The sequence below is a fragment of the Thiorhodovibrio winogradskyi genome, assembly GCF_036208045.1.
Lineage (GTDB): Bacteria > Pseudomonadota > Gammaproteobacteria > Chromatiales > Chromatiaceae > Thiorhodovibrio > Thiorhodovibrio winogradskyi.
Window position 1 is genome coordinate 2522674 of the sequence record NZ_CP121472.1, and the last position, 24135, is coordinate 2546808.

18 protein-coding genes and 1 pseudogene are annotated in these 24135 nt (G+C 61.8%); 11 read left to right on the top strand and 8 right to left on the bottom strand.

The genetic code is table 11. From position 1 onward, the window contains the following. Nucleotides 1-25: 25 nt before the first annotated feature. The 4 genes from pufB (Thiowin_RS11245) to pufA (Thiowin_RS11260) all read left to right on the top strand — a co-directional run bounded on the left by pufB (Thiowin_RS11245) (nt 26) and on the right by pufA (Thiowin_RS11260) (nt 941). Nucleotides 26-169 (top strand): light-harvesting antenna LH1, beta subunit, encoded by a 144-nt coding sequence (gene pufB / locus Thiowin_RS11245; RefSeq protein WP_328987821.1) that lies wholly within the window; start codon nt 26-28, stop codon nt 167-169. 53 nt (nt 170-222) lie between these two features. After that, entirely contained in the window at nt 223-462 is a 240-nt protein-coding gene (gene pufA / locus Thiowin_RS11250; RefSeq protein ID WP_328987822.1) for a light-harvesting antenna LH1, alpha subunit, read from the top strand. A 126-nt stretch (nt 463-588) separates the two neighbouring features. Next, entirely contained in the window at nt 589-714 is a 126-nt protein-coding gene (gene pufB, locus Thiowin_RS11255; RefSeq protein WP_328987823.1) for a light-harvesting antenna LH1, beta subunit, read from the top strand. A 56-nt stretch (nt 715-770) separates the two neighbouring features. Further along, nucleotides 771-941 (top strand): light-harvesting antenna LH1, alpha subunit, encoded by a 171-nt coding sequence (gene pufA, locus Thiowin_RS11260; RefSeq protein WP_328987824.1) that lies wholly within the window; start codon nt 771-773, stop codon nt 939-941. A 479-nt stretch (nt 942-1420) separates the two neighbouring features. Here pufA (Thiowin_RS11260) and Thiowin_RS11265 read toward each other — a convergent pair whose 3' ends face one another. Further along, entirely contained in the window at nt 1421-2137 is a 717-nt protein-coding gene (locus Thiowin_RS11265; RefSeq protein WP_328987825.1) for a response regulator transcription factor, read from the bottom strand. Nucleotides 2138-2472: 335 nt separating this feature from the next. Between Thiowin_RS11265 and Thiowin_RS11270 the strand changes: the two are divergent. The 4 genes and pseudogenes from Thiowin_RS11270 to Thiowin_RS11285 form a co-directional block, all read left to right on the top strand. After that, nucleotides 2473-2754 (top strand): annotated as a pseudogene (locus tag Thiowin_RS11270) (transposase); the annotation flags it as partial. 141 nt (nt 2755-2895) lie between these two features. Further along, complete coding sequence (locus tag Thiowin_RS11275) at nt 2896-5133, top strand: ATP-binding protein (protein ID WP_328987826.1); 2238 nt, start codon at nt 2896-2898, stop codon at nt 5131-5133. Nucleotides 5134-5138: 5 nt separating this feature from the next. Further along, nucleotides 5139-5621: a response regulator gene (locus tag Thiowin_RS11280; protein ID WP_328987827.1), complete on the top strand. Its 483-nt coding sequence runs from the start codon at nt 5139-5141 to the stop codon at nt 5619-5621. Continuing rightward, a complete protein-coding gene (locus Thiowin_RS11285; RefSeq protein WP_328987828.1) occupies nt 5621-8503 on the top strand; it encodes a response regulator in 2883 nt (960 codons plus the stop codon). Before Thiowin_RS11280 ends, Thiowin_RS11285 begins: the two co-directional genes overlap by 1 nt. 40 nt (nt 8504-8543) lie before the next feature. Here Thiowin_RS11285 and Thiowin_RS11290 read toward each other — a convergent pair whose 3' ends face one another. Further along, nucleotides 8544-8693, bottom strand: coding sequence for a response regulator (locus Thiowin_RS11290; protein ID WP_328987829.1), 150 nt, complete (start codon nt 8691-8693; stop codon nt 8544-8546). A gap of 169 nt (nt 8694-8862) precedes the next feature. Between Thiowin_RS11290 and Thiowin_RS11295 the strand changes: the two genes are divergently transcribed. Further along, nucleotides 8863-10419 (top strand): response regulator, encoded by a 1557-nt coding sequence (locus Thiowin_RS11295; protein ID WP_328987830.1) that lies wholly within the window; start codon nt 8863-8865, stop codon nt 10417-10419. Beyond that, nucleotides 10412-15472 carry an ABC transporter substrate-binding protein gene (locus Thiowin_RS11300; protein ID WP_328987831.1) on the top strand — a complete coding sequence of 1687 codons (5061 nt, stop codon included), beginning with the start codon at nt 10412-10414 and terminating at the stop codon, nt 15470-15472. The genes Thiowin_RS11295 and Thiowin_RS11300 overlap by 8 nt, the downstream gene beginning before the upstream one ends. 230 nt (nt 15473-15702) lie before the next feature. Here Thiowin_RS11300 and birA read toward each other — a convergent pair whose 3' ends face one another. Continuing rightward, a complete protein-coding gene (birA, locus tag Thiowin_RS11305; protein WP_328987832.1) occupies nt 15703-16689 on the bottom strand; it encodes a bifunctional biotin--[acetyl-CoA-carboxylase] ligase/biotin operon repressor BirA in 987 nt (328 codons plus the stop codon). A 16-nt stretch (nt 16690-16705) separates the two neighbouring features. Beyond that, entirely contained in the window at nt 16706-18595 is a 1890-nt protein-coding gene (locus Thiowin_RS11310) for a M61 family metallopeptidase (RefSeq protein WP_328987833.1), read from the bottom strand. 194 nt (nt 18596-18789) lie between these two features. Between Thiowin_RS11310 and Thiowin_RS11315 the strand changes: the two genes are divergently transcribed. Next, nucleotides 18790-19503: a SanA/YdcF family protein gene (locus Thiowin_RS11315; protein WP_328987834.1), complete on the top strand. Its 714-nt coding sequence runs from the start codon at nt 18790-18792 to the stop codon at nt 19501-19503. Nucleotides 19504-19512: 9 nt separating this feature from the next. On the opposite strand, the gene Thiowin_RS11320 is transcribed toward Thiowin_RS11315, so the two are convergent. The 4 genes from Thiowin_RS11320 to pstB all read right to left on the bottom strand — a co-directional run bounded on the left by Thiowin_RS11320 (nt 19513) and on the right by pstB (nt 24061). Then, nucleotides 19513-20286: a 16S rRNA (uracil(1498)-N(3))-methyltransferase gene (locus tag Thiowin_RS11320; protein WP_328987835.1), complete on the bottom strand. Its 774-nt coding sequence runs from the start codon at nt 20284-20286 to the stop codon at nt 19513-19515. 97 nt (nt 20287-20383) lie between these two features. Next, nucleotides 20384-22216, bottom strand: coding sequence for a GGDEF domain-containing protein (locus Thiowin_RS11325; protein WP_328987836.1), 1833 nt, complete (start codon nt 22214-22216; stop codon nt 20384-20386). Between the two features lie 337 nt (nt 22217-22553). Beyond that, entirely contained in the window at nt 22554-23198 is a 645-nt protein-coding gene (gene phoU, locus Thiowin_RS11330) for a phosphate signaling complex protein PhoU (protein WP_408034192.1), read from the bottom strand. Nucleotides 23199-23281: 83 nt separating this feature from the next. Then, a complete protein-coding gene (gene pstB, locus Thiowin_RS11335; RefSeq protein WP_328988061.1) occupies nt 23282-24061 on the bottom strand; it encodes a phosphate ABC transporter ATP-binding protein PstB in 780 nt (259 codons plus the stop codon). Nucleotides 24062-24135 lie beyond the last annotated feature (74 nt).

Below are 24135 nucleotides of genomic sequence, written 5' to 3' on the forward strand. Positions count from 1 at the left end.
TGCACCCCTTAGGGAGGGCCTATTGATGGCTGAAGCAAAAAGCGTATCTGGCTTGACGCCCGATCAGGCAAAAGAATTCCATGAGCAGTTCAAGATCACCTATACCGCTTTTGTCGGTCTGGCGGCTGTTGCTCATATTCTGGTTATTGGCGCCCAGCCTTGGTTCTAGAGCTGCCAGTTTCATCAGGCGTCCAATTGGCGCTGCATTAGGAGAGACAAATTATGTTTCCAGACATCATGAGTTACAAACCAGCCGAGCAAGATTATCGGATCTGGTTGGTTGTCAACCCAGGCACTTGGTTGCTGCCGATTCTCATCACGGTTCTGCTGACGGCTCTGGCGGTTCACGCGGCTGTTTTGACCATTGCCCCAACCGCTTTGCCATTTATTGACGGTGCCGCTCCAGCCGAAGTTGCTGCCCCGGTCGCCGCGGCTCCTGCAGCGGCTCCTGCAGCGGAATAGTCGTTATCGATTTTTGCGCCTAGCTTGAGCGCCCGGACTGAGCGCCCAACCTGAACTTGGTGCAATTTCGCTGTTCGAGCTTTTCGGACAGCCCATTTAACCAAAACCTCATTGGAGACTCAGAGAATGTCAGGTCTTACCCCAGAACAAGCGAAAGAATTCCATGAGCAGTTCAAAATCACCTACACCGCTTTTGTAGGTCTCGCTGCTCTCGCTCACATCCTCGTGATCGGCGCCAAGCCTTGGTTCTAGGCTTTAAGGCATCCTTGCCAAGCCGTTTTTATCAACCTTAAACGAAGGAAATCATCATGGCCGATATCCCAAAACCCCAAAATCCGCAAGACGATTGGAAAGTATGGCTGGTCGTTAATCCGGCGAATTGGCTGATCCCAATCCTGATCACCGTGCTGGTCACAGCGCTGGCCGTTCACGCCGCCGTTCTGACCATTGCTCCTACCGCTCTGCCTTTCATCAACTAATCTTGATGATCGGTTAGGACGGAAGCGTCTCGTTGCTGGGTGTTTACCTGACCCAGCGACGAGTCGCGAAGCTCTGAATACACTGCCGACGGCAGTCAAGGATTCCGATTGGATGCCGATTAAATTCCTTTTCGCAGTGGGCTGAGATAAAGATTGAGCTTAAGTTAAATCGCTGAGGTGAAATCCAAGCCAGCCGACATGCCCACCTATCTGCTCAGAAACCTATCTGCTCAACAAAGGTAAGGCTATGAAAGTTTCTGCTGTATCTTGACGCAGATGCTTTCATAGCCTTTTGATCGGGGCTATATTACGCCCCACCGCTGTCCCTTTGGGGTGGCTGTGGGGCTTTTTGTTTATTGCATATGCGCACGGGTTATCCTGGTCCGTGCGCGACTGGCGATGGCGCACAGGGCAAAACGGCCGGCTTTATTGCGGGCAAATTCGCCGACGCGGGGAAGAAGCAAGTGAGAGGTTTTCGATCAACCCGGCGGGTGGGTCTCGCCTCCGGCGGCCTCGGTCTCGAGTCGGTAGCCATAGCCAGGCATGCAGGTGATCATCACCACGCCCGATGTACCCATGCGCAGTTTCTTGCGCAGGCGGCTCACGTGGTAATCCACTGTGCGGGTCTCTAGGGGCGCCGAGATGCCCCAGACGTCCGCGAGCAGGCGTTCGCGAGACAGCAACTCCCCAGCATGGCGGAAGAAATAGATCACAAGATCCAGTTCCACCCGGGTCAGTTTGACCGGCTCACCGTCCATGGTCAGCTCGCGCTGCGCGGTGTCGATGCGATAGGGGCCGTGGGCCATGATTGGCCTGTGTGTCGATCTCTGATTGCGCAGCAGCGCCCGGATGCGCGCATTGACCTCCGCCAGGCGCAGCGGTTTAACCACATAATCGTTGGCGCCCAGACCGAGCGCGCGCACGATCCGCGGCTCGTCGCCGAGCAGGCTCTCGATCAGAATGGGAATCTCCCAGCCCAAGGATTCCCGCACCCAGGGAATCAGGGTCTCCACCGTGCCGTCCGGAACCATCCAGTCCAGAACCAGTAGGTCGTAGCTCAGCGCCGTGAGCGCCTGCTTGATGTCCGTCAGGGTCTCGAAACTATCACAGAGCCAGCCGCTGCCCGCGAATGCCATTTCGAGCATTTGGGCCACGACGGCGTCGTCTTCCAACAGACCGATTCTGATTGAATTCACCGAACTTGCATCCACCGGCGTGTTCTGGAGAGCTTGGTGAGGTCTGAGGGGTGTGCACTTTATGTCTTGTTCATTGAGCCTTTCGCGCAACGCGAGAGACAGGCATGCGCATCCAAGACAAAAAATTACAAAGTTATAACAGCCAATCAGGAACGACTGGCCTAGATTGCATCCCTTTCCCTCGCAAGCGGTTTAAGTCCAATACAAGCTTAGACCTTGTCGCGAGAGAGTACCAGGCGATTAACGGCATCCTTGGGTGTCGCGCCAGAACAACAGATTCGGTTTGTCGGCTGGTGAGCGCAGCCAGCGAGCGGATTCAGGGTTGGGGAGATGATGTGAGCGAGAGACAGCGCAAGACCTTCACCGCCGAGTTCAAGGCAAAAGTCGGTTTGGAAGCGGTGCGTGGCGCGAAGTCGATCACCGAAATCGCGCGAGAATATGATATTCATCCCATGCAAGTGGGCCGTTGGAAAAACGCCATCCTGGAGCAGGCGTGTCGCTTGTTTGAATGCAAGCGCGGGCCGAAGAAGGCGGCGGAGCGCAGCGACCAGGAGCAGCTCTGCAATGAAATCGGGCGCTTGCAGACGGAGCTTGACTGGCTGAAAAAGAAGTCCGGAATGAGCCTTTGATCATGCAATGGTGATCGCTTGGTCCTAGCTGCTGGTGAACGCCAAACAGCCGCGGAGACCAAAACCATGGCGTGAGTGCTCAAGGCTGTCTATCCTTTAGGTGGTTCGCTCCCGCCTCAGGATTCCGAGATGCCAGCTACCACCGACTCCAGCAATTGTGATCGCGAGCAAATCCAATTCAGCGGCGCCATTCAACCCCATGGCGCGCTCCTGGTGCTTGGCGAAACCGAGCTTCGGATTCAGCAGGCCAGTGCCAACAGCGAAGCCTTCCTCGGACTCCCACCCGATGCACTGCTTGGCCAGGGCGTCGCGCGGGTGCTCGGCAAGAGCGCGAGTGCCGAGCTGCGCGAGCGGCTCGCGGCGCATAGCCTGTCCGCCGGTCTGGTGCACCTGATGACGGTGCAGCCCCTCGCTGGCACCCCGGCTTGTCATCTGTTTGGCCATCGCACGGCGGACGGCCACTTGCTGCTGGAGTTCGACCGGCTCGATGAGGCGGCGCGGATCAGCGCCCCGGATGTCTATCAGAGTGTGCATGCCGCCCTTCATCGTTTACAAAGCGCCGAGACCCTGCAAGCCTTTTTCGACCATGCCGTGGTCGAGGTGCGCGCCATCACCGGTTTCGAGCGGGTCATGGCCTATCGCTTCGCCGCCGACGGCAGTGGCGAGGTGATCGCGGAATCCCTCGCCGCGGGCCTGGAACCCTATCTCGGGCTGCATTATCCGGCGGTTGACATCCCCGAGCCGGCGCGACGGGTGTGTCGCCTGTCCTGGCTGCGCCATCTGCCGGATGCCGGTTACCACTCGGTTCCGCTCATTCCCGAGTGCCATCCCGAGACCGGCGCGCCCGTTGATCTCAGCCGCTCCTTCCTGCGCAGCGTCTCGCGCATGTACACGGGCTATCTCAAAAACATGGGGGTCAAGGCCACCCTGGTCACCACCCTGTTGAAAGACGGCCAACTCTGGGGGCTGATCTCCTGTATGCACCACAGTGCGCCTCGGTATCTGCCGTTCGAGACCCGCGCGGCGGTGGAATGCCTGGCGCACATGGTCTCGCTGCTGATGGGGCGCAAGGATGCCGAGGATCACTATGCCTATCGCCTCAAGCTCGGCGAGGCACGCGAGCAATTGCTCGATGCCATGTTCCAGGCCAATGCCCCGCACCCGGCGCTGCGCGCGGCCGAGCCCAATGCGCTGAGCGCGCTGGATGCCGAGGGTGTGGCGCTGCTTGACAAGGGTGAGCTCCACCGACTGGGCCAGACGCCCGCGGAGGCCGACATCCTGGCATTGGCCGAGTGGCTGGCGCGGCGCGACGGGCTGTGGTTCGCCAGCCATGAGCTGGCGGAGGCTTACCCACCAGCGGCGTCCTTTCAACCCCTGGCCAGCGGCCTGCTGGCGGTGCGCTGGGCGCCCGGATCCCCGGATGGGTTGCTGTGGTTCCGCCCTGAGTGGCGCCAGGTCGTCCATTGGGCGGGCGATCCCAACAAGCCCATGGAGATCGACGACAGCAGCGGGGAAGCGCGCCTGATGCCGCGCACCTCGTTTGAACTCTGGAAGGAGACCGTCGCCGGCCAGTCACGCCCCTGGCTGGAGTGCGAGATCGAGCACGCCATCGAGCTGCGCCACGGCATTGTCGATCTCATCCTGCGCCATACTGAACAATTGCGACGCATCAACCGTGAATTGGCCGAGAGCAATCTGGAGCTCGACACCTTCGCCTACGCCGCCTCCCATGATCTCAAGGAGCCGTTGCGGGGGATTCACACATCGATTGAGTTCTTGCAGGAAGAAGATGGCCCGCTCCTGTCGTCCTCTGGACAGGGACGCCTGGCTACCGTGTTGCGCCTGACCCGACGCATGGATGAACTCATCGAGACCCTGCTGCAATACTCGCGGGTGGGGCGCATCGATCTGCGCCTGGAGGCGGTGGATCTCAATGAACTGGTGGTGCAAACCCTCGAGCTGTTCGAACCCCTGCGCAAGGAGCGCGCCACGGCACGCATGCTCGGGCGGCTGCCGGTGGTTGAATGCGACCGGGTGCGGGTCGGGGAGATTTTCACCAACCTGATCTCCAACGCCCTGAAGTACAACGACCGGGAGGAAAAGCGCGTGGACATCGGCTGCGACGCCAGCGCGGATCCGCCAGTGTTTTTCGTGCGGGACAACGGCATCGGCATCGCCGTGCGCCAGTATGCGCGCATCTTTCAGATTTTCCGGCGGCTGCACCCACGCGATGCCTATGGTGGCGGGACAGGTGCCGGCCTGACCATCACCAAGAAAGCCATTGAGCGCCACGGCGGGCAAATTTGGCTTGAATCCGTGCCGGGCCGCGGCTCGACCTTCTTCTTCACCCTCGCGCCACCGCGCTAAGCGCCATGGACCGCTCAGAGAACGGCGCCCTGCTGATCGTCGAGGACTCAGACGAGGATTATGCCCTCGCCCTCTGGGCCCTGCGACAGGCCGGCTGCGCGCGAGCGATCCGGCGCGCGCGGAGTCTCACCGAGGCGCTCGCCTGTCTCTGCCCAGAGCACGCCGGTGCGCTCGGGGAGACGCCATTGCTCGATCTGGTGCTGCTTGATCTCAACCTGCCCGACGGCACCGGGCAGGAACTGCTGCTCGCCTTGCGCGCTGCCCATGGACAGGCCCTGCCGGTGCCGGTGATCGTCCTGACCACCTCCAGCAATCCGCGCGATGTCGGTGAGTTTTACCAGCTTGGCGTGTCCGGGTATCTGGTCAAGCCGCTGGATCGGGAACGCTTTGCCGCGCAGATGCGGGTGGTGGTGGATTACTGGCTGCGCACCGTCAGGCTCCCGCCAGCCTTCCTGCCTGTCGCACCTTGCCCGGAACAGACCGCCTGATGCGCGCCGACCCCGATACCCTGCTGATCATTGATGACAATCCCGAGGATCGGGAATTTCTGCGCCATGCCCTGCGCGAGGAGTTTCACGTCATCGAGGCCGAACTCGGCGAACAGGGTTTGGCGCTGATCGAAAAAGCGCGCCCCACCTGCGTGCTGCTTGATTACTTTTTGCCCGATATGGATGGACTGGAACTGCTGGCCGCGCGCGGCCCCGGCCAGGAGGACGACTATGGGCTGATCGTGCTCACCGGTTCCGACGAGGCCAGCCTGGCGGTGGCCTGCATGAAACAGGGTGCCCATGACTATCTGATCAAGGGCCGCTTCAATCGCTACGAGTTGCGCCGCACCATCGCCGGCAGCCTGGAGAAGCTGGCCCTGCGACGGCAACTGCGCGCCCAGCAACTGGCCCTGCAGGCGAGCGAGCAGCGGCTGGGGCTCTTTATCGAACACGCACCAGCCTGTCTGGCGATGTTTGACCGCCAGATGCGCTATCTGGCGGTCAGTCGCCGCTGGTTGCACAACCATGGGCTGAGCGAGCTGGATATCCAGAGCCGTTCGCACTTCCAACTGTTTCCGGACACGCCAGAGTCCTGGAAGGCGATTTACCGTCGCGGCCTGGCCGGCGAGATCCTGCGTGCCGACGAGGATTGTTTCGTGGGCGCCGATGGGCAGGTCCAATGGCTGCGTTGGGAGGTGCGTCCCTGGCATGAAGCCCAGGGCCAGATCGGCGGCATTGTGGTCTTCACCGAGGACATCACCGCGCTCAAGCAGGCGAAACAGGAACTTGAGCGCCACCGCACGCAACTGGAGCACCTGGTCGAGGAGCGTACCCGGCTGCTGAGCGACGAGCGTGAGCGCCTGGCGCGCATTCTCGAGGGAACCCGTGCCGGCACCTGGGAGTGGAACATCCAAACCGGAGAGGCGCGTTACAATGAACGCTGGGCCGAGATCATTGGCTACCGCCACGCCGAGATCGCGCCCACCGATATTACCACCTGGCGCCGCTTCGCCCACCCGGATGACTTGGCGCGCTCCGATGCTCTGTTGCAGCGCTACTTCGCCGGGGAGCAGGATTATTTCGAGTTCGAAGCGCGCATGCACCACAAAGAGGGGCGCTGGGTGTGGGTGCTGGCACGCGGCAAGATTGTCGCCCGCGACGCCGCCGGCACGCCGCTGCTGATGGCCGGAATCCATCTCGACATCACCCGCACCAAGGAAGCGGAACTGAGCCTGATCCAGGCCAAGGAGCAGGCCGAGGAGGCCTCGCGCGCCAAGAGCCGGTTCCTGGCCAACATGAGTCATGAGCTGCGTACCCCCTTCGATGCCGTGATTGGGCTACTGCAGCTGCTGGAGCAAACCCCACTGAACGACCGTCAGCACGGTTATGTCGACAGGGCGCGGCAGTCCGCCCGCTCCTTGCTCGCCCTGGTCGGCGACCTGCTGGATTTTTCGCGCATCGAGGCGGGCAAGCTCGAACTCGAAGAGATGCCCTTCAGTCTCAGCGGCCTGGTCGCGGAAGTGGTGTCCTTATTTGCCCCGAGCGCGCGCGCCAAGGGCTTGACCCTGGAGGGACGCATCGACCCAAGGCTGACCGATGCCTGGATTGGCGACCGCGCGCGGCTGCACCAGATCTTGACCAATCTGGTCGGCAATGCCGTGAAATTCACGCCACGCGGCGCGATTCGCGTCGAGGTTGATAGCGCCGCCGAGCGAGTGGCTGGCGTCAGGGACGCGGATGCGAGCGTGCCGCTGCGCTTTAGCGTCACCGACCAGGGGCTCGGCATCGGTCCCGAGCATCTCGAGGTCATTTTCGACAGCTTCCAGCAGCTCGATCCCAGCATGACCCGGCGCTTTGGCGGCACCGGGCTGGGGCTGGCGATTTGCAAGGGACTGGTCACCTTGCTTGGCGGCGAGATCCAGGTCGAGAGCACCCCCGGCACAGGTAGTTGCTTTCGTTTTGTCCTGCCGCTGCGGCAAGACCCAGCGCCGGGTCGCGCCGCCGCGCCCGTTACCAGTCCCCGGAGCCAGGGCGCCGGCAGCGCGCCGCCGAGCCTCGGCGGGCTGCGGTTGCTGGTGGCCGAGGACAGCGAGGTCAACCGCTTCGTCGCCCAGGAAATGCTGACCAGCCTGGGCGCGCGCGTGGATGTTGCCGACAACGGCGAGACGGCCGCGCGCCTTGCGCTGGAGGCTGACCCCAGGTACGACCTAGTGCTGATGGACCTGCAGATGCCGCTGCTCAGTGGTCTGGACGTCAGCCGCCGCCTGCGCGCCATGGACCCTACGCGAACCACCCCCATCCTGGCCATGACCGCCAATGTGCGCGCCGGCGACCGCCTGGCCGCCGAGGATGCCGGCATGAGCGGGTTCTTGGCCAAGCCGATCGACTGGCCGGCCGCGGCCGCGCGCATCCTGGCACTCTGTGGCCATGGCGCTGGCGATCTAAACACCGCGCACCGTCCGGCGGGGGGTGCGCCATCCGTCGCGCTTCCCAGCTTGCCGGGCCTGGATCTGGCCGGCGCCCTGGATCGGCTCGAAGGCTCCCGGCCCATCTATTGCGCCATGGCCAAACGTTTCCTGGACACTGAGACGGAGATTTTTCGCCGCCTGATGAGACATCTGGATCAAGACTCAGAGTCCACCGCCATCAAGGCACTACACCCGGTGCGCGGCACGGCCCTGGCCCTGGGGGCGTTGCCGCTGGCGGAGGTTGCGCACAGACTCGAGGAAGCGCTGCGGATGCAAGCCAGCACGGATGTCGCCACTCTAAAAGCTCAGCTCGAGGTCCGCTGGGGCGAGACGCTGGCCAATCTGCGGCAGGCTGTTGCTGCGTTGGAGTCCGAGGTCGCGCCGGCGCGGTCAAACCAGCCCCTTCAGTCGTAATAGTCCATCGGGCGGAATAAGCAGGGGCGATCCAAGCACCTCAGCCTATCCGCCTGACCACCAAGGCCATGGCGCAGTTGACGACAGCTTTCACGCGGTAGTCGCCCTTGAGCGTTTCGGCCAGGAGTTTCAGATTCTTCGGAGCGTCATCGACGGCGAGAATCGTGGGTTTGTCGCGTACCTCTGTCATGGCTTCCGAGCGGATTTGTTGCGCAAGGGTGAATGAGATCCGGGGCAGGATCGATAGGGGAGGAGCCATCCGAGAAGGCCTGCTTGGTCCAGTTTTGCTAACATACGCGGTCAATTCGTATCCATCCAAGCCCGGCAACCTGTCCCTTGCCAATGATTGAGTCTTGTGAATGAAAGAGCAGCCATCCATTCTGATTGTCGACGATCAGGTTGACAACCAGCGGTTGCTGGTCAGCCTGCTCAAACCCGAGTATCGCCTGCTGGTCGCAGGTAGCGGCGAGACGGCGCTCGCGGCATTGAATGCGGCGAAAAAGCCCGATCTGATCCTGCTCGATATCATGATGCCCGGTCTTGATGGCTATGAGACCTGCCGGCGCATCAAAGCCCGCCTTGATCTGGCGGCGATTCCAATTATTTTCCTCACTGCACGGGTCGATACCGAGAGCGAGGCGCAGGGGTTGCAGCTCGGCGCGGTGGATTATGTCACCAAGCCGATCAATCCGCCGGTGTTGCGCGCGCGCATCGCCGCGCATTTGGCGCTGGCGGAAAAAATTCGCCGCGCCACCATGGAGCGTGATATCAGCCACCGCATCGTAGCGAAAGTCAGCCGCGAGCGCGATGAAATCGACCAGCTCGCGCGGCGCCTCGAACGCGAGATCGCCGAGCGCGCGCGCGCCGAAACTCAACTGCGCATCGTCAGTCAAGCCGTCACTCATGCACCTGTGTCCATCGTCATCACCGATGCCGAGGGCAGTATCGTCTATGTGAACCCCTATTTCTCCCAAATCACCGGCTATGCGCCCGAGGAGGCCATTGGCCAGAATCCGCGCGTGCTCAAATCCGGGCAGATGGACGAAGATTTCTATCGCCACCTGTGGGAGACCATTAGCGCGGGCGAGATCTGGCGCGGCGAGGTCTTGAACAAAAACAAAGCCGGTGGGCTGTTCTGGGAGGCGGTCGCCATCTCGCCGATTCATGACGATCACGGCAATATTACCCATTATGTGGGCGTCAAGGAGGATATTGGTGATCGCAAGGAGCTTGAGCGGGTCAAGGAGGATGTCGAGCGCATCATGCGCCATGATTTGAAATCTCCGCTCAATGCGGTGATCGCCTTCCCGGAACTCTTGCTGCTCGATGATTCGCTCGACGCCGATCAGCGCGAATCCATTGAGCTGATTCTGGAATCCGGCTGCAAAATGCGCGACATGATCGACCTGTCGCTCGATCTGTTCAAAATGGAGACCGGACAGTACGCCTATCAGGCCTATCCAGTCGATCTGCTGCCCATTCTGCGCCAGCTCAAGCAGTTCAATGAAAGCCGCCTGATCGGCCAGCAGTTGCAAGTCCGTCTGCGACTCGATGACCAAGACGACGTGCCCGAGGCCGTGCTCTGGGTGCTGGCCGACGCCCGGCTGCTGTTTTCCCTGTTGTCGAATCTGTTCGTCAATGCCATTGAGGCCTCACCGCGCGGCGAGTGCATTGAGGTAAATCTGTGCTCGGGTAACCCGGTGGAGCTGCGCCTGAGCAATCGCGGTGCCGTACCCGAGGCATTACGCACCCATTTCTTCGAGAAATACCGCACCCTGGGCAAACAAGGCGGCACCGGGCTCGGTACCTATTCCGCCAAGCTGCTCGCCGATACCATGGGTATGGAACTCGCCATGGAAACCTCGGACTTGGATGACCGCACCTGCCTGTCGCTGTATCTGCCAGCGAATGGCTGATCGGCTCAGCAGCCTCGGCTTCGCCGTGCGCATCGGGTGGCTGATCGCGCTGCTGCTCGAGCCAGTAGTCGCGACCGCTGCCGTGCCGACCGCCCCATCTGCCGAACGGCTGAAACGGGTCTCGCTGCAACTGCCGTGGAAGCATCAGTTCGAGTTCGCTGGCTTCTACGCCGCCATCGACCAGGGCTTCTACCACGAGCATGGGCTGGAGGTGGAACTGCGCGAATACCAGCCAGGCCTGAACATGCGTACGACGGTGATCGAAGGCGATGCCACCTTTGGCCTGACCAACGGTGAGGTCATCGCCTGGCGTTTGCAGGGCGAGCCGTTGGTGCTGCTGGCCAATTACTTCAAGAAACCGCCACTGGTGCTACTCACGCGCGCCGGGCTGCACCGGCTGAACGATTTGCGCGGCGGGCGGCTGATGGCGGCCGCGAGCGATCTGCAATCGCCGCTGCTGCAAGCCGCGCTACGCGAAGCCGGCCTGGCGCCGGGCGAAAATCTCACCATCGTGCCTCAGACCTTCGATGCCAGCCCGCTGATTCGCGGTGACATCGACGCCATGACCGCCTTTGTCACCAATGATCCCTTTGATCTGGAAACCAAGGGGGTACCCTATCAAATGATTGAACTCGGCGGCTATGTGCCCGGGCTGGGCGACAGCTATCTGTTCACCTCACAGTCGATGGCGCGCGACCAACCCGAGTTGGTGCGCGACTTTGTCGCCGCCAGCAACGCCGGCTGGCGTCATGCCCTGGCGCATCCCGAGGCGCTGATCGAGAGCATCCACAATGAATACGCGCCGGCTCGCAGCCGCGCGGCCCTGGCCTACGAGGCCGCGCGCACCCGGGAGCTGATGCAGCAAGGCTTGTTCGCGCCTGGCGCGCTTGCCGCCGCGCGCATCGAACTGGCCGCCGCCGCCATGTTGGAAGCGGGCATCCCGGGCGATGCGCGCCATTTGGAAGGCTTTGTCTTCAACAGTGCTATTCCCGCACCCAAGACAGCGCCACAGACCGAGTCCGGCAGCGCCTCCAGCCCAGAAGCCAGCCCGGAACTGGGCCCGGAACTGGGCCCGGAACTGGGCCCGGAACTGGGCCCGGAACTGGGCCCGGAACTGGACGAACAGGGCGCGCTGGCGACGACAGACCGCCCGGCACAACCGAAGTGGACAGCCGATGAGCAAGCCTGGCTCGATGCCCATCCGGAGATCGTGCTCGGTCTTTCCACGCAATTTCCCCCGGCCATTCTTGTCGATCAGGACGGCCGCAACTCCGGGCTGATCGTCGATTACTTCGAGCGCCTGAACGCCCGACTCGGCGGGCGCTTGAAGCTCCACATTGACAACGACTGGCAAGCAGTGATCGACAAAGCCCTGGCAGGCGAGATAGACGGTCTGGCGGTGTCCGCTCCCAACCTCGTATGGGATCAGCATTTTCGCTATACCGCGCCCTACTATCATGGCTATTTCTATGTCTTCAGACGTGCCGATGACCCGGCGTCAGCCGCCGACGCCGACCTTGCCGGCCAGCGTATCGGCTATTTAGGCGCGATCAAACGGCTCGAGCAGCAACTGGTCGACATTCCCGATGCCCAACTGGTGCCGCTTCACGACTACCCCGCCATGGCCGATGCCCTGCTCGCCGCGCACGTGGATGTCTTGGTCGCGCCCACCGACCTGGAGTGGTGGCGACGCGAGCATACCCATGTCGGTTTTCGTGCCTCCGGAGTGCTTGAGGACAGTCGTTTTCCGATTGTAGCCTCGATCCGTGATGACTGGCCGCTCGCGACGCGCATTTTTGACAAGGCTTTGAATGCCATTCCCGTCGCCGAGCGCGCGCGCATTCACCACCGCTGGCTCGATGAACTCGAAGCGACCAGCGCCCCGAGCCCCTTGCCCCTGAGTCCCGTCCAGCGCGACTGGCTTGCGGCTCATCCGCGCATTCGTTACACCCAGTGGAATGACCGCGCGCCGGTCGAATACCTGGACGAAACCGGCCGGCCGCGCGGCCTGAGCACGGATTACCTCGCCAGTGTCGCGCGACGGCTCAATTTGCAACTGGAGTTCGTGCCCACTGCCAACTGGACCGATGCGCTCGGGCGGCTGCGCGCGGGCGACATCGATCTGCTCCCGAGCGCGGTGCCCACCGCCGAGCGACGGGAATTTCTCGCCTTTACCCAAAGCTATCAAAGCTTGCCGATCGCCATTTTCGCGCCCCTGCAGGCGCCTTTCTATGGTGGCCTTGAGGGTCTCCGCGGTCGGCGCGTCGCGGTGATCGGTGGCACCGCGACCGAGAACTGGCTGCGCCGCGATCATCCAGATCTGGCGCTGGTCAGCCTGGCCGATGCGGCCGCCGGCTTACAAGTGCTGGAACAGGGTCGCGCTGATGCCTTGGTCGACAGCCTGCTGACCTTTAGCCATGTCATCGGCCGCGACGGGTCGCCGCGCCTGCGCATGGCCGGCACCACGCCCTATCGCATCAGCCTTGCCATGGCGGTGCGCCGCGACCTCGCGCCCCTCGCCGGCATCCTCGACCTGGCGTTGGCCGCCATGCCGCAAAGCGAGCGCGATGCCATCCAAAACCGCTGGATGCAGACGCCCTCGCCACCCCACATCGACTACCGGCTGCTGTGGCAGGTGCTGGGCGTCGCTGCGCTCCTCATCGCCGTGATTCTCTACTGGAACCGTCGCCTGGCGCGAGCCCACAGGCTGTTGCGCGAGAGCCAAGCGCGTTTTCAACGCCTGGTGGAGGATATAGGCCCGCAATTCGTGATTTACAGCCGCCGAGACGACGGCACCCTGGAATACGTCAGTCAGGGTGCCGAGGCGGTATTCGGTATTCCGCCCGAGGGCGCCATCGGGCAGAATCTTCTGCAGCTGATCAACTGGACACCAGAGAGCCGGCACCAGCTGATCCAGAATGCCAAGCGCATGCAGGCTACCGGCGAGCATCTGACCCAGGAACTTGACTTCCACCGCGCTGATGGCAACCCAGCCACGGTTCTTGTGACCTCACGCCCACAGGTCGCGCACAAGGGCGCGCATTCACTGGTGGAGGGCATCGCCGAGGACATCACCGAGCGCAAGGCCATCGAACGCGGCCTGCAACTGAGCACAGAACGTTACGAGGACATGGTGCGACTGATCCCGGTCGGCATCTACACCCTGCGCCAGCGCACCGGCGAGCCTGAAACCCTGGAGTACCTTAGTCCGCGCGGCACCGAGATTCTGGGACTGAGCGCCAGCGAGCTGAGCCCCTTCCTCTCGGATGCGGGCACCGAGCGCGCGAGCATCGAGCAACTCTTCGAGCGCGTCCATCCCGAGGATCGCGACAGCCTCGTTCAGATCAATCGCGCAACGGTGCGCGAAGATTTCTTCTGGGAAGGGCGGATTCAGGTGCGCGGCGACATCCGATGGTGCCGTCTTGAATCGGTGGCCGAGCCCCAAGACGACGACTGGTGCCTGTGGCAGGGTGTGATCAGCGACATCACCGCGCAAAAAGAAGCCGAGCGCGCTCTCATCCAGGCGCGCCAGGTGGCCGAGGCGGCCAATCGCGCCAAGAGCGACTTTCTCGCCAACATGAGCCACGAGATCCGCACCCCCATGAACGCGGTGCTCGGCATGATGCATCTGTGCCTGGAGACCGAGCTGACCCCCACCCAACGCAACTATCTGCAGCAGGCCGAACGTGCCGCGCGCGCGCTGCTGGTGTTGCTGAATGACATCCTGGACTTCTCCCGCGTCGAGGCTGGGCGGATTGAGCTGGAACACCAACCTTTCATGCTTTCCACTGTCCTTGCGGACCTAAGCTCCGTCGTTAGCCGGCAGGCGCGGGACAAAGGCCTGGCGTTGCGCATCGACTGTGACGCACAGTTGCCCCAAGCCCTGGTCGGCGACCCGGTACGCCTGAGGCAGGTGCTGATCAACCTGACCAATAACGCGATCAAGTTCACCGAGCACGGGCAGGTGGATGTGCATGTCACGGGCGACGCTCCGGATGTGGACACAAAGAGTGGGGTGGCGTCCATGGCGCGACTCAAGTTCGTGGTCAGCGACACCGGCATTGGTCTGAGCGAGGCGCAGATCGAACGGCTGTTCCGCCCCTTCCACCAGGCCGACACCTCCATCACCCGCCGCTATGGCGGCACCGGGCTGGGGTTGTCGATTTCCCAGCGGCTCGCCCGCTTGATGGGCGGTGACATCAGCGTGCGCAGCACCCCCGACCAGGGTAGCGTGTTCACCCTGAACGTCAGTCTGGAGTTGGCTCCGGTCGGCTGGCGGGCCGCCCCCGAGCCATCGCCCATGGCCGATGGCCGTCTGGCCGGGCGGCGCATTTTGCTAGTCGAGGACCACCCGACCAACCGCCTGGTGGCCCGCGGCCTGCTTGAGCGCGCTGGCGCCATGGTCAGCGAGGCGGAGCATGGCCTGGCCGCGCTGGAGGTGATCGAGGCCGAGGGCCTGGCGTTCTGGGATCTGATCTTGATGGACATACAAATGCCCGAACTCGATGGCCTGGAGACCACCCGGCGCATTCGCGCGCGCGCCGACGGCGCCAGCATCCCCATCATCGCGCTCAGCGCCTCCTCGCGCCCCGAGGAGATCGCCGCCACCCGCGCTGCCGGCATGCAGGGACATCTGAGCAAACCCATCGACCCACGCGGCCTGCTCGCCGAACTGCAGCGCTGGCTGATGTCGCCAGCGTCGGAGTCGGCGTTGGAGTCGGCGTCGAAGTCGGCATCGGTGGAGGCGGCGGACTCGACCTCCAGCGGGACAAGCACGGCTGGCGAAGCCCCAGCGACCCTGGCGCCCGCCCCGCCACCAGACCCCGTCGCCCGCGAGGAAGCTTTGGCGACCATCGAGGCACTGATCGCTCTCACCCAATTGCTGGACGCCGAAGCCGAGGACTACTGCCGCGCGCATCAAGACCAATTGGCCAAGGTACTATCCGCCGTGGAGCTTAAGACCCTAAGCCGCCAGATGGACCAATACGCCTTTCCCGACGCCACGCGCTTGCTCGAGCAAGCGCGCGAGCGCCTGCAGGCGGCCAGTCTTTGAGTTTTGCCACCGCGGTAATCGGAGGTGGATTTCATCGGCGCTGCCATATGCGCCGAGCGCTTGGGCGACCTGGGTGCGCTCGATCGCCACGGTCGAGGCCACCAAACATCGCGTCTTTGTGTGGCTAGACGCGAGTATCTTGGCAGACAGCAGTGCTAGGACGCCAGGGCTTCGGCCCATCTGAACTGATCCTGCCCTGAAGTTGATTGTTGAACTGATAATAAGAGCTGTTATGGCCGTGCCGCGCGCAGACTGACCTCGCCTGCGGTGAAGCGGCGGGTTGCTTGGCCGCTTTGCAGAAGCAGGGCGCCCTGATCATCAATACCACGGTAGATGCCCTCAACGCTGTGTTCGCCCCAGTGCAGGCTGACTGCTTGGTCGCGATAGGCGTCGAAGCGGCGCCAGGCATTGAGGAATGGTTCGGGTCCCAGCGCCAGAAAGCGGATGAGCATGGCGCTGAGTTGGTCGATACAGCGGGCGGCGATGGTGTTGCGTTCAGGAGGACTGCCCTGGCAGATTTCGCTCAGATCAACCCAGGGCTGATCGATGGTGGCAGCCGCGGTGGCGGGCATGCGCAGATTCAGTCCAAGGCCGATGACCGCGCGGCTGGGGCCCTGGGTTTCGCCGGCGATTTCAATCAGCAGTCCGCCGAGCTTGCGACCATGCCAGTGGATGTCGTTCGGCCACTTGAGTTGCAGGTCGGTTATTCCAAGTGACTCCAGAGCCTGGCACAGGGCGGCACCAGCGGCCAGGCTGAGGGGGCCGAGCGCGGCCGGTCCGGTGTCGAATTGCCACAGCATGGACAAGTAAAGGTTGGCACCGAAGGGCGAGTACCAGGCGCGCCCGTGCCGCCCGCGACCAGCGCTTTGGCGCTCGGCGAGCACGCAGGTTCCATTGGCGGTCTGCCCGCGGCCGAGCGTAAACAGCCAGCTATTGGTGGAGTCGATGTCCTCGAAACAGTGAATGGGCCCGATGCGGCCCCCGGCTTCCGGCGGAAGCTTGGCCGCAATGGCGGTGGCGTCCAGTAGTTCGAGCGGAGCGGGGAGTTGGTAGCCTTGTCCTTTGCTGGCCAGAATCTCGATTTCAAAGCGCTGGCTGGCGCGCTGAATGGCTTTCCACACGCCGGCCCTGCTGATGCCGAGCACGGTCGCCAGGGCGGCGCCTGAGTGGCGCTCGCCGTCAGCGAGCAAGCGAATCAGACGGGTTTCGGTGTCCATTGAGGTGGCGCTGGTGTTAGTGGTTGGAGCTGTCTCTGATGTCGCGATGCAGCCAAGCAGTGCGGGCCTGCTGGGCGGCGGGTGGGGCATCTTCTAGCAGCATGAGTTCGCAGATGTCGTGTGGAGCCGCCTCCGGGATGAGCTCAAAGCGATGGAGTTCATCGCGACGAAAGGCATGCACGACCACGGGTTGGCCGATGGGGCAGAGGGCGAGCAGGGTTTCGACCGTGTCGGGATCAACGCGCAGACCGTCTATGGCGACCAGAATGTCGCCGGGGGCCAGTCCGGCTCGTTCGGCGGGGCGATCATTGATCACGGCGGTGAGCTTGAACTCCGTTCCCTGCAGCTGAAAACGCGCGCCGATCGAGGCCTTGCGCTCCACGGGTTTGAACTGCTTGCAAAGGCAGCCGAGATCCTTGGCATCCCGGGCTGGGCGCAGGCGCATGGCGATGCCGACGGTGGCCAGCAATGGCTCCAGGTCAAGGTCCGCAGTGTCATCGAGTGCCTGGTCGAAAAAGGCTTGCAGGTCGAGACCGGTGATGTCGGCGGCCAGGGCCTCGGGCGCGCGTTCCGGCACGCCGATGCCGGTGCGACCATGGCGTTGCCAGAGTGCGCGCATCAAATCATCCAGGCTGTGGCGGCCGTTGCTGCGATGGCGGATCGTCAGATCCAGCGCCAGGGCAATGAGGGCGCCTTTGGTATAGTAGCTGACGATGGCATTGGGGGCGTTGGCGTCCTGTTGATAGAATTTTGTCCAGGCATCGAAGCTGGATTCGGTGACCGTCTGGCGCAGGCGTCCTGGATCGCGTAAAACGCGGCTGATGCTATTGGCGAGTAGGCCAAGATAGTCCTTGGGGCTGATCAGGCCCGCGCGCGCCAGGGTCAGGTCATCGTAATAGCTGGTGATGCCCTCGAAGGCCCATAGCAGGCGGGTGTGAACTTCGCGCTCAAGCCCTTGCTCGGCAAATACCCGCGGGCGAATGCGTTTGACGTTCCACAGGTGGAAATACTCATGGCTGCACAGGCCGAGGAAGCGGCGATAGCCTTCGGACTGATCGCTGACCTGGACTTGGGGGAGATCATCGCGATTGCAGATCAAGCTGGCCGAGGCGCGATGCTCGAGTCCGCCATAACCGCTGCCGACGACCTGGGTCAGAAACAAATAGCGCTCAAGCGGTAGTTCCCCGAAGAGCGCTGCATGCTGTTCGCAGATTCTTGGCAGATCCTGGCCCAAGCGGTCGAGATCAGCGCGCTGCTGGCCGCTGATGGCCATTGCATGCGGGATGCCGCGCACACTGAATTCAACCAGCGCGAAGGGCCCCATTTCCACCGGATGGTCGATGAGTTCGGCGTAGTCGGCCGCTCGATAGCGACCAAAGCCCCAGGCTGGCGCGCCGGCGCTAGGCAGGCTTGTCGCCAGGCGCCAGTCGGCGGAGCAGGGGTCCGCGGGACGTTCGATCTCAAGCGCGCAGGGCCAATGCTCGTAATCCGCCACTTGCAGAAACAGGCTGGCGCCATTGAAATAGCCATGGGTATGATCCAAATGAGCCGCGCGCACGCTGAGTTCGCCAGCATGAACTTGATAGCGGATATGGACCGTGCCGAGTGCCCCGTGGAGGTGCCAAGTCTGTTTGTCGCTTTTCTCAACCCTGAGCGGTCCGGTTGCATCCTGGGCCTGCACTTTGATGAGATGTCGCGCGAAATCGCGGATCATATAGCTGCCGGGAATCCAGGCTGGCAGACTGAGCCGCAGATTACGCGGGGCCTCGTGTATGGCATCGCCCCGGGCTTGCGCGCCGGGCGCGGGCTCAAGCGCGGGTGCTGGAATGCTAAGGCCGAGGTCAAAGAGATGGGCGCGGGGTTTTTGACTCCCAATGCGGTAATGAAGCGTGCTAGATGCAGTCATGAGGATAGGGATGCACCGAACTGGCCGTCAGCATGGTGGCGGGCAGGGGCGCGAATGTTCTTTTGGCTGTGTTGCGGGAACCGGCCCATGGCCGGGATCTGAGCGGAGTGTGAAGGGTGCGGCAAACTTCTGCAACAGCGACGTCTGCTAGCCCACCCAGGGTTACTCGCCATGGCATTTGGCGTTGGCTCGGGTTGAGCGCCATCGGATTGGTGGTGGCGTGGGTGATGCTGATGACAGTCTTGCTGCTCGGCGACCTGTGGGTATCCTGGCGCGCGGATCCCTGGATTACGCGCGATCTGGCGGAGGTCGAACCAGTGCCGGTGGCGCTGGTCCTTGGTACGGCGCGCCGTACCCATCGTGGTCGTCCGAACGAATTCTACCGCGCGCGACTCGAAGCCGCGGCCGCGCTGTACCATCAGGGCCGGGTGCGGGGCATTCTGGTGAGCGGCGACAATGGTTCGCGTTATTACAACGAGCCTCAAGTGATGCGCAAGGATCTGATCGAGCTGGGCGTGTCGGATGCGCACATCACTCTGGATTATGCCGGTTTCCGCACCTTGGATTCCGTGGTGCGAGCGCAAAAAGTCTTTGGTCTTGATCACTTTCTGATCATCAGCCAAAGCTATCATGCCGAGCGGGGGGTGTTTATCGCCCGTCAGCGCGGCATCAATGCCCTTGGCTTCGCCGCCCCGGACCCGGGTGGTATCGGTGGGCTGAAAGTGCGACTGCGCGAGGTGCTGGCGCGTGCCATCGCCATTTGGGATCTGTTCAGCGACCGCGAGCCCAAGTTTCTTGGCAAGCCCGAGATGGTCAGGCTGAGAGACGCGGAAGGTGTGGGTCCGGACGCGGAATCAGCAGCATCGGCGGAGCAGGGGGCGGACAGTCAAAATGCACCGCCGCATTGAGGGATGCCTTTAGCACGCGCAAGACGCGCCACGAAAATCACCCCAAAGAATTTGGGCGGCGGCAATAGCGGCCAGAGGCGCGGTCTCGGTCCGCAGGATGCGGGGGCCGAGTCGCACGGCGGTAAAGTCGTGCGCTGTTGCCTGGCCGCGCTCGGCAGACGTCAGGCCACCCTCGGGGCCGATCAGCAGCGTCATGGCGCCACCCTTGGGTGGTGACAGCTGATCCATTCCGCGGGCGGCGCCATGGTGTAACAGCAGGCCATGAGGCTGACCTTGGGCCAGCCATGGCTTGAGCGCGCTGGCTGGATGAAGCATTGGCAAGCAGCGCCGTCCGCTCTGCTCGCAGGCGGCCATTATCACGCCCCGCCAGTGGGCAATGCGTCGCGACAGGCGCTCGCTGTCCAGTCTGACGACGCTGCGCTGGGTCCAGAGCGGGGTGATGCTCGAGACGCCAAGTTCTATCGCCTTTTGGATGGCGAAGTCCATGCGTTCGCCCTTGGAGACCCCGAGCCCCAGATGAATGTTCAGTGCCGGCGGCGGTTCAAGCTCACCTGGTGGGCCGAGGCGCGCGATCAGGGTGGCGTCTTGGGCGCGCAGCATCTCGGCTGGATAGTCGCGACCCAAGCCGTCACACAGCCAGAAGCGGTCGCCCGCACGCAGTCGCAGTACCTTGAGCAAATGGCGAGCGGCGGTCCGCGGGAGCCTGACTTCGCTCACGCCAGTGAGCAACAGGTCGGGTTCGTCGATAATAACGCGAGGAAGGCGACGCGATTCTTCAGGCATCGAACAACACTCCTCTAACCAAAGCGACCGGTGAGCCAGTGTTCGGCCTGCTTGACCTTGGGATGTTTGCAAACGCGCTCGGTTGCGGTCTGTTCGGTCAGTCGGCCGATATCGTTGCCTCGGCCATTCCGTCCGCGGCGAGTTTAGCGGCTTTTTTTAGCTTGGCGATCAGTCCTGAAACATCGTCAAGGGTGGCGCTGTGTGTAGTGCTTTGAATCCACAGCAGCGCCGCGCTACAGCCGAGCAACGGTAGACGGGCGAGCTGGCCCTCGCGGGTCACGGCCTCAATGTAGCCGCGCTCACGAGTAGCGCTATCGTACAGGCTGAGCGCCTCGTGCCTGAATTGCGCGAGCAGCATGCTCACATGCCGTTGCACCACGGCATGGTCCGGTTCGCGGAAACCGGCAAAAAAGTCGTCGCCACCCACATGGCCGATAAAACAACTCTGTGTTGGCAGCATTTTGCGCAGCAAGTCGGCAAACAAGGCAATAGCGCGGTCGCCGACGCGAAAGCCGTAGGTGTCATTAAACGGCTTGAAGTTGTCGAAGTCAAAGTACACCAGGCAATAATCCTGACAATTGTCCTCAAGGACCTGCTGGACATAATCAATGATGCAATTGTTGCCCGGTAGGCGGGTGAGTGGATTCTGATCGCGCGCTGCCGCGAGGTTCTTGCTTTCGATAATTTGCAGCAGCGCCGCCTGGGAGATGAAGCCGGTATAGGTGAAGTCCTCGGTCATGATCATGCCCAGCGGACTGTCGGCGGCAGAGTAAGCCTCAAGCAGCCTTTCAACCGGGTTGTTGATGTCGATGCTGGGGCAGGGCGAGAGAAAATCCAGCAGCTGCCTGCGGTAGGCGCTGTTGGATAGCAATTCGCGCCCATAGGGTGAATAAATATAGCGCTTCAGATCTCGCTCACAAATCAGACCAAGGGGCTTGCCGGTTCGGTCGAGTACTGGAAAAAAGCCATAGTCGCTATAGCGTTTGAAGAGTTCAAACACTTCGCGCATGTCGTCGTCTTCATGCAAGGCCGGGATCTGCACAATGCGGCTGCGAATTAGCGTCTTGTCGCCATCGCTCTGGCGCCGCGATGGGCCAACGGTTTTGGGCACAATCGAATAGGTCGTTCTCAAATTGGGGATGTCGGTGCTGGGGCGGGCAATAAAAAACCCTTGCGCCAGATCGCAGCCAATGTCCCGGCAGGCACTGAGTTCATCGGCTGTTTCCACCCCCTCGGCCACCACCTGAATGCCCAGTGTATGGGCAAGGTGAACGGCATTTCCGACAAACAACCGCCTTTTATGATCGCGCGAAATCGAGGAAATAAAAAAGCGATCAATTTTGAGCAGATCGGGTGGGAATTCATAGAGCAATTTCAGACCCGAATAGCCGGCGCCAAAGTCGTCGATGGCGAGCAAGAAACGCTGCTGGCGCAAGCGTGAGATCGCGCGCTGGCTATCGGGATGGGCGGTCAGGTCATGAAGTTCGGTCAATTCAAAACAGAGGGTGCCGGGGGCGAGACCGTGGCGCTTGAGGGTTGCATCAGCCAATTCGGCCCAGCGCGGCTCATTGATCAGGCTGCGCGAGTCGAGGTTAAATAACAAACGCGCGTGGCGGATATTGGGAATGCGCGCAAATTTGGCAATGGCCTTGTCACGTAGCGCGCTCTCCAACTCCAACAGACTGCCCTCGCCATCGGCGGCGGCGAAGAGCGCATCCACAGTGCCAAAACCGACCTGATCCAAGCCGCGCAGCAGAGCCTCAAAACCAAAAACCACACCTGTGTGGATGTTGACAATGGGCTGGAAGGCATAGTCCAGCCGCTTGCACAGCGTGGAGATGGACAAGCCGTTCAAGCCAAGGGGGGCATCCGATGAGCGGAAATCCGGTGTGAAAGGCAGTTGAATCTCCGACGACAGTGCAATCTGCATAGCAACGCGCCTTGTTCTCGTCAACTGTTGGCACGAAAACGATTTCCGCCCTGCGAGCTGGTTGAAATTTTGGGCTTTGGTCATGAAGATCGCCCGAGAAAGCTAACAACTATAGCGCGGATGGATCAAGCAAGGGTGACAGTTCAGTGACGACCTGATTGCAGGCAGCGCCAGCAAAAACGGCCGAGGGAATCCAGTCGCATCAAGGGAGTTCTTTGGCCAGTCTCGGTTGAACGAAGCCCGAGTCGACTGGCTCCGATGCCAGTGTGCCATAGCCAGTCGGGAGCCAGTCGGGAACGAGGACCAGGGCCGCTGAATCTGGCGACCTTCTGGGAGGTCAGGCGGAATCGCCGGTTTGGCGCTTGCTCATGCGGTCTCCCTCGACCATGTACACCAGATCCTCGGCGATGTTGGTGACATGATCCCCAACGCGCTCCAGGGATTTATCGATGAACAGCGCGTTGGTGCAGCTTGATGCCATGTCTGGGGTTTGGCAGATGTTTTGCAGTTGCTGATGGAAGATATCCTCAAACAGTCGATCAATATCAATGTCACGCGCCCAGATGCGACGCGCCGCGGCAACATCGTTGATCTCGATCGCCTGGAGTACGGCATCAAGTTGCGCGATCACCTCGCGGCCCAAGGCAACCGATCCGCTGAAATCGACGCGATGACCCTGCTCGCGGATGCGCCCGGCGCGCTTGGCGATGTTCTTCGCATGATCCGCGATGCGCTCTAAGTCAGTGGCCATGCGGTTGTAGCTCAAAAGCGCGCGCAAATCACCGGCCATGGGTTGGCGCAGCGCGATAATGCGCTGTACCTCATATTCAATGCGTTCATCAAAATCATCCACCTGCACATCGTTCGCCACAATGGTCTCGGCGTCTGTTTGCGCATCCTGATCGAGAAGCGTAACCGCGGCAGCAAGTTGCGAGCGTGCAAGCTGGCCCATCCGCAGGACATCCGTTGTCACCTGTGTCATTACCTCATCGAATGAGTGCACGGTGTGATTTTTGGTCATTGTTAGAAAACTCCCATCAGTGGTTGATTGTTGGTAAAGGCAGCTTAGCCGAAGCGACCGGTCACATAATCCCCGGTTTGCTCGCTCATCGGATCCTCGAAAATGCGCCTGGTACTCCCATACTCGATCAATCGACCGAGGTACATAAAGGCCGTATTGCAGGAGACGCGCGCGGCCTGTTGCATGCTGTGGGTCACGATAATAATGGTGTAGGTTCCTTTGAGTTCGTCGATGAGATCCTCAATCTTCGCGGTGGCGATGGGATCGAGCGCCGAGCAAGGCTCATCCATCAGCAACACCTCGGGGTCGGCGGCGATGGCGCGGGCGATACACAGACGCTGCTGTTGCCCACCGGACAAGCCGAGCGCGCTGTCCTTGAGGCGATCCTTGACTTCTTTCCACAGCGCGGCACTTTGTAAGGCGCGTTCGCAAGCGTCCTCCAGCGTTGAACGCTTGGTTATGCCATCGACACGCAGCGGATAAATGACATTATCGAAAATGGACATCGCAAAGGGATTCGGCTTCTGAAACACCATCCCCATGCGCTTGCGCAGGGCAATCACATCCACTCCCGCCCTATAGATATTATGCCCATCCACCATCAGGCGGCCATCCAGGCGCATGATGTCGATGAGGTCGTTCATCCGGTTAAAGCAACGCAGCAGGGTCGACTTGCCACAGCCAGAGGGGCCGATGAGCGCCATCACATCCCCCTTGGGAATCTTCATCGACACATTGAACAGCGCTTGATCCCGGCCATACCAGAGGTTGAAATCCTCCACAGTGATAATGTCACCCTCGGCCGATGGCGCGACATGATACATGGTCGGCTGCTGATCCCGAATGGGCTCCAATGGCTCGCCGGCGTTAGTTAGTTCGGAGGGACTCAAATTCATAA

What these genes read in the sequence shown, in the direction of transcription:
- pufB (WP_328987821.1), top strand. Translation starts at nt 26, where the DNA reads ATGGCTGAAGCAAAAAGCGTATCTGGCTTGACGCCCGATCAGGCAAAA.
- pufA (WP_328987822.1), top strand. Translation starts at nt 223, where the DNA reads ATGTTTCCAGACATCATGAGTTACAAACCAGCCGAGCAAGATTATCGG.
- pufB (WP_328987823.1), top strand. Translation starts at nt 589, where the DNA reads ATGTCAGGTCTTACCCCAGAACAAGCGAAAGAATTCCATGAGCAGTTC.
- pufA (WP_328987824.1), top strand. Translation starts at nt 771, where the DNA reads ATGGCCGATATCCCAAAACCCCAAAATCCGCAAGACGATTGGAAAGTA.
- Thiowin_RS11275 (WP_328987826.1), top strand. Translation starts at nt 2,896, where the DNA reads ATGCCAGCTACCACCGACTCCAGCAATTGTGATCGCGAGCAAATCCAA.
- Thiowin_RS11280 (WP_328987827.1), top strand. Translation starts at nt 5,139, where the DNA reads ATGGACCGCTCAGAGAACGGCGCCCTGCTGATCGTCGAGGACTCAGAC.
- Thiowin_RS11285 (WP_328987828.1), top strand. Translation starts at nt 5,621, where the DNA reads ATGCGCGCCGACCCCGATACCCTGCTGATCATTGATGACAATCCCGAG.
- Thiowin_RS11290 (WP_328987829.1), bottom strand. Translation starts at nt 8,693, where the DNA reads ATGACAGAGGTACGCGACAAACCCACGATTCTCGCCGTCGATGACGCT.
- Thiowin_RS11295 (WP_328987830.1), top strand. Translation starts at nt 8,863, where the DNA reads ATGAAAGAGCAGCCATCCATTCTGATTGTCGACGATCAGGTTGACAAC.
- Thiowin_RS11300 (WP_328987831.1), top strand. Translation starts at nt 10,412, where the DNA reads ATGGCTGATCGGCTCAGCAGCCTCGGCTTCGCCGTGCGCATCGGGTGG.
- birA (WP_328987832.1), bottom strand. Translation starts at nt 16,689, where the DNA reads ATGGACACCGAAACCCGTCTGATTCGCTTGCTCGCTGACGGCGAGCGC.
- Thiowin_RS11310 (WP_328987833.1), bottom strand. Translation starts at nt 18,595, where the DNA reads ATGACTGCATCTAGCACGCTTCATTACCGCATTGGGAGTCAAAAACCC.
- Thiowin_RS11320 (WP_328987835.1), bottom strand. Translation starts at nt 20,286, where the DNA reads ATGCCTGAAGAATCGCGTCGCCTTCCTCGCGTTATTATCGACGAACCC.
- Thiowin_RS11325 (WP_328987836.1), bottom strand. Translation starts at nt 22,216, where the DNA reads ATGCAGATTGCACTGTCGTCGGAGATTCAACTGCCTTTCACACCGGAT.
- phoU (WP_408034192.1), bottom strand. Translation starts at nt 23,198, where the DNA reads ATGACACAGGTGACAACGGATGTCCTGCGGATGGGCCAGCTTGCACGC.
- pstB (WP_328988061.1), bottom strand. Translation starts at nt 24,061, where the DNA reads ATGTATCATGTCGCGCCATCGGCCGAGGGTGACATTATCACTGTGGAG.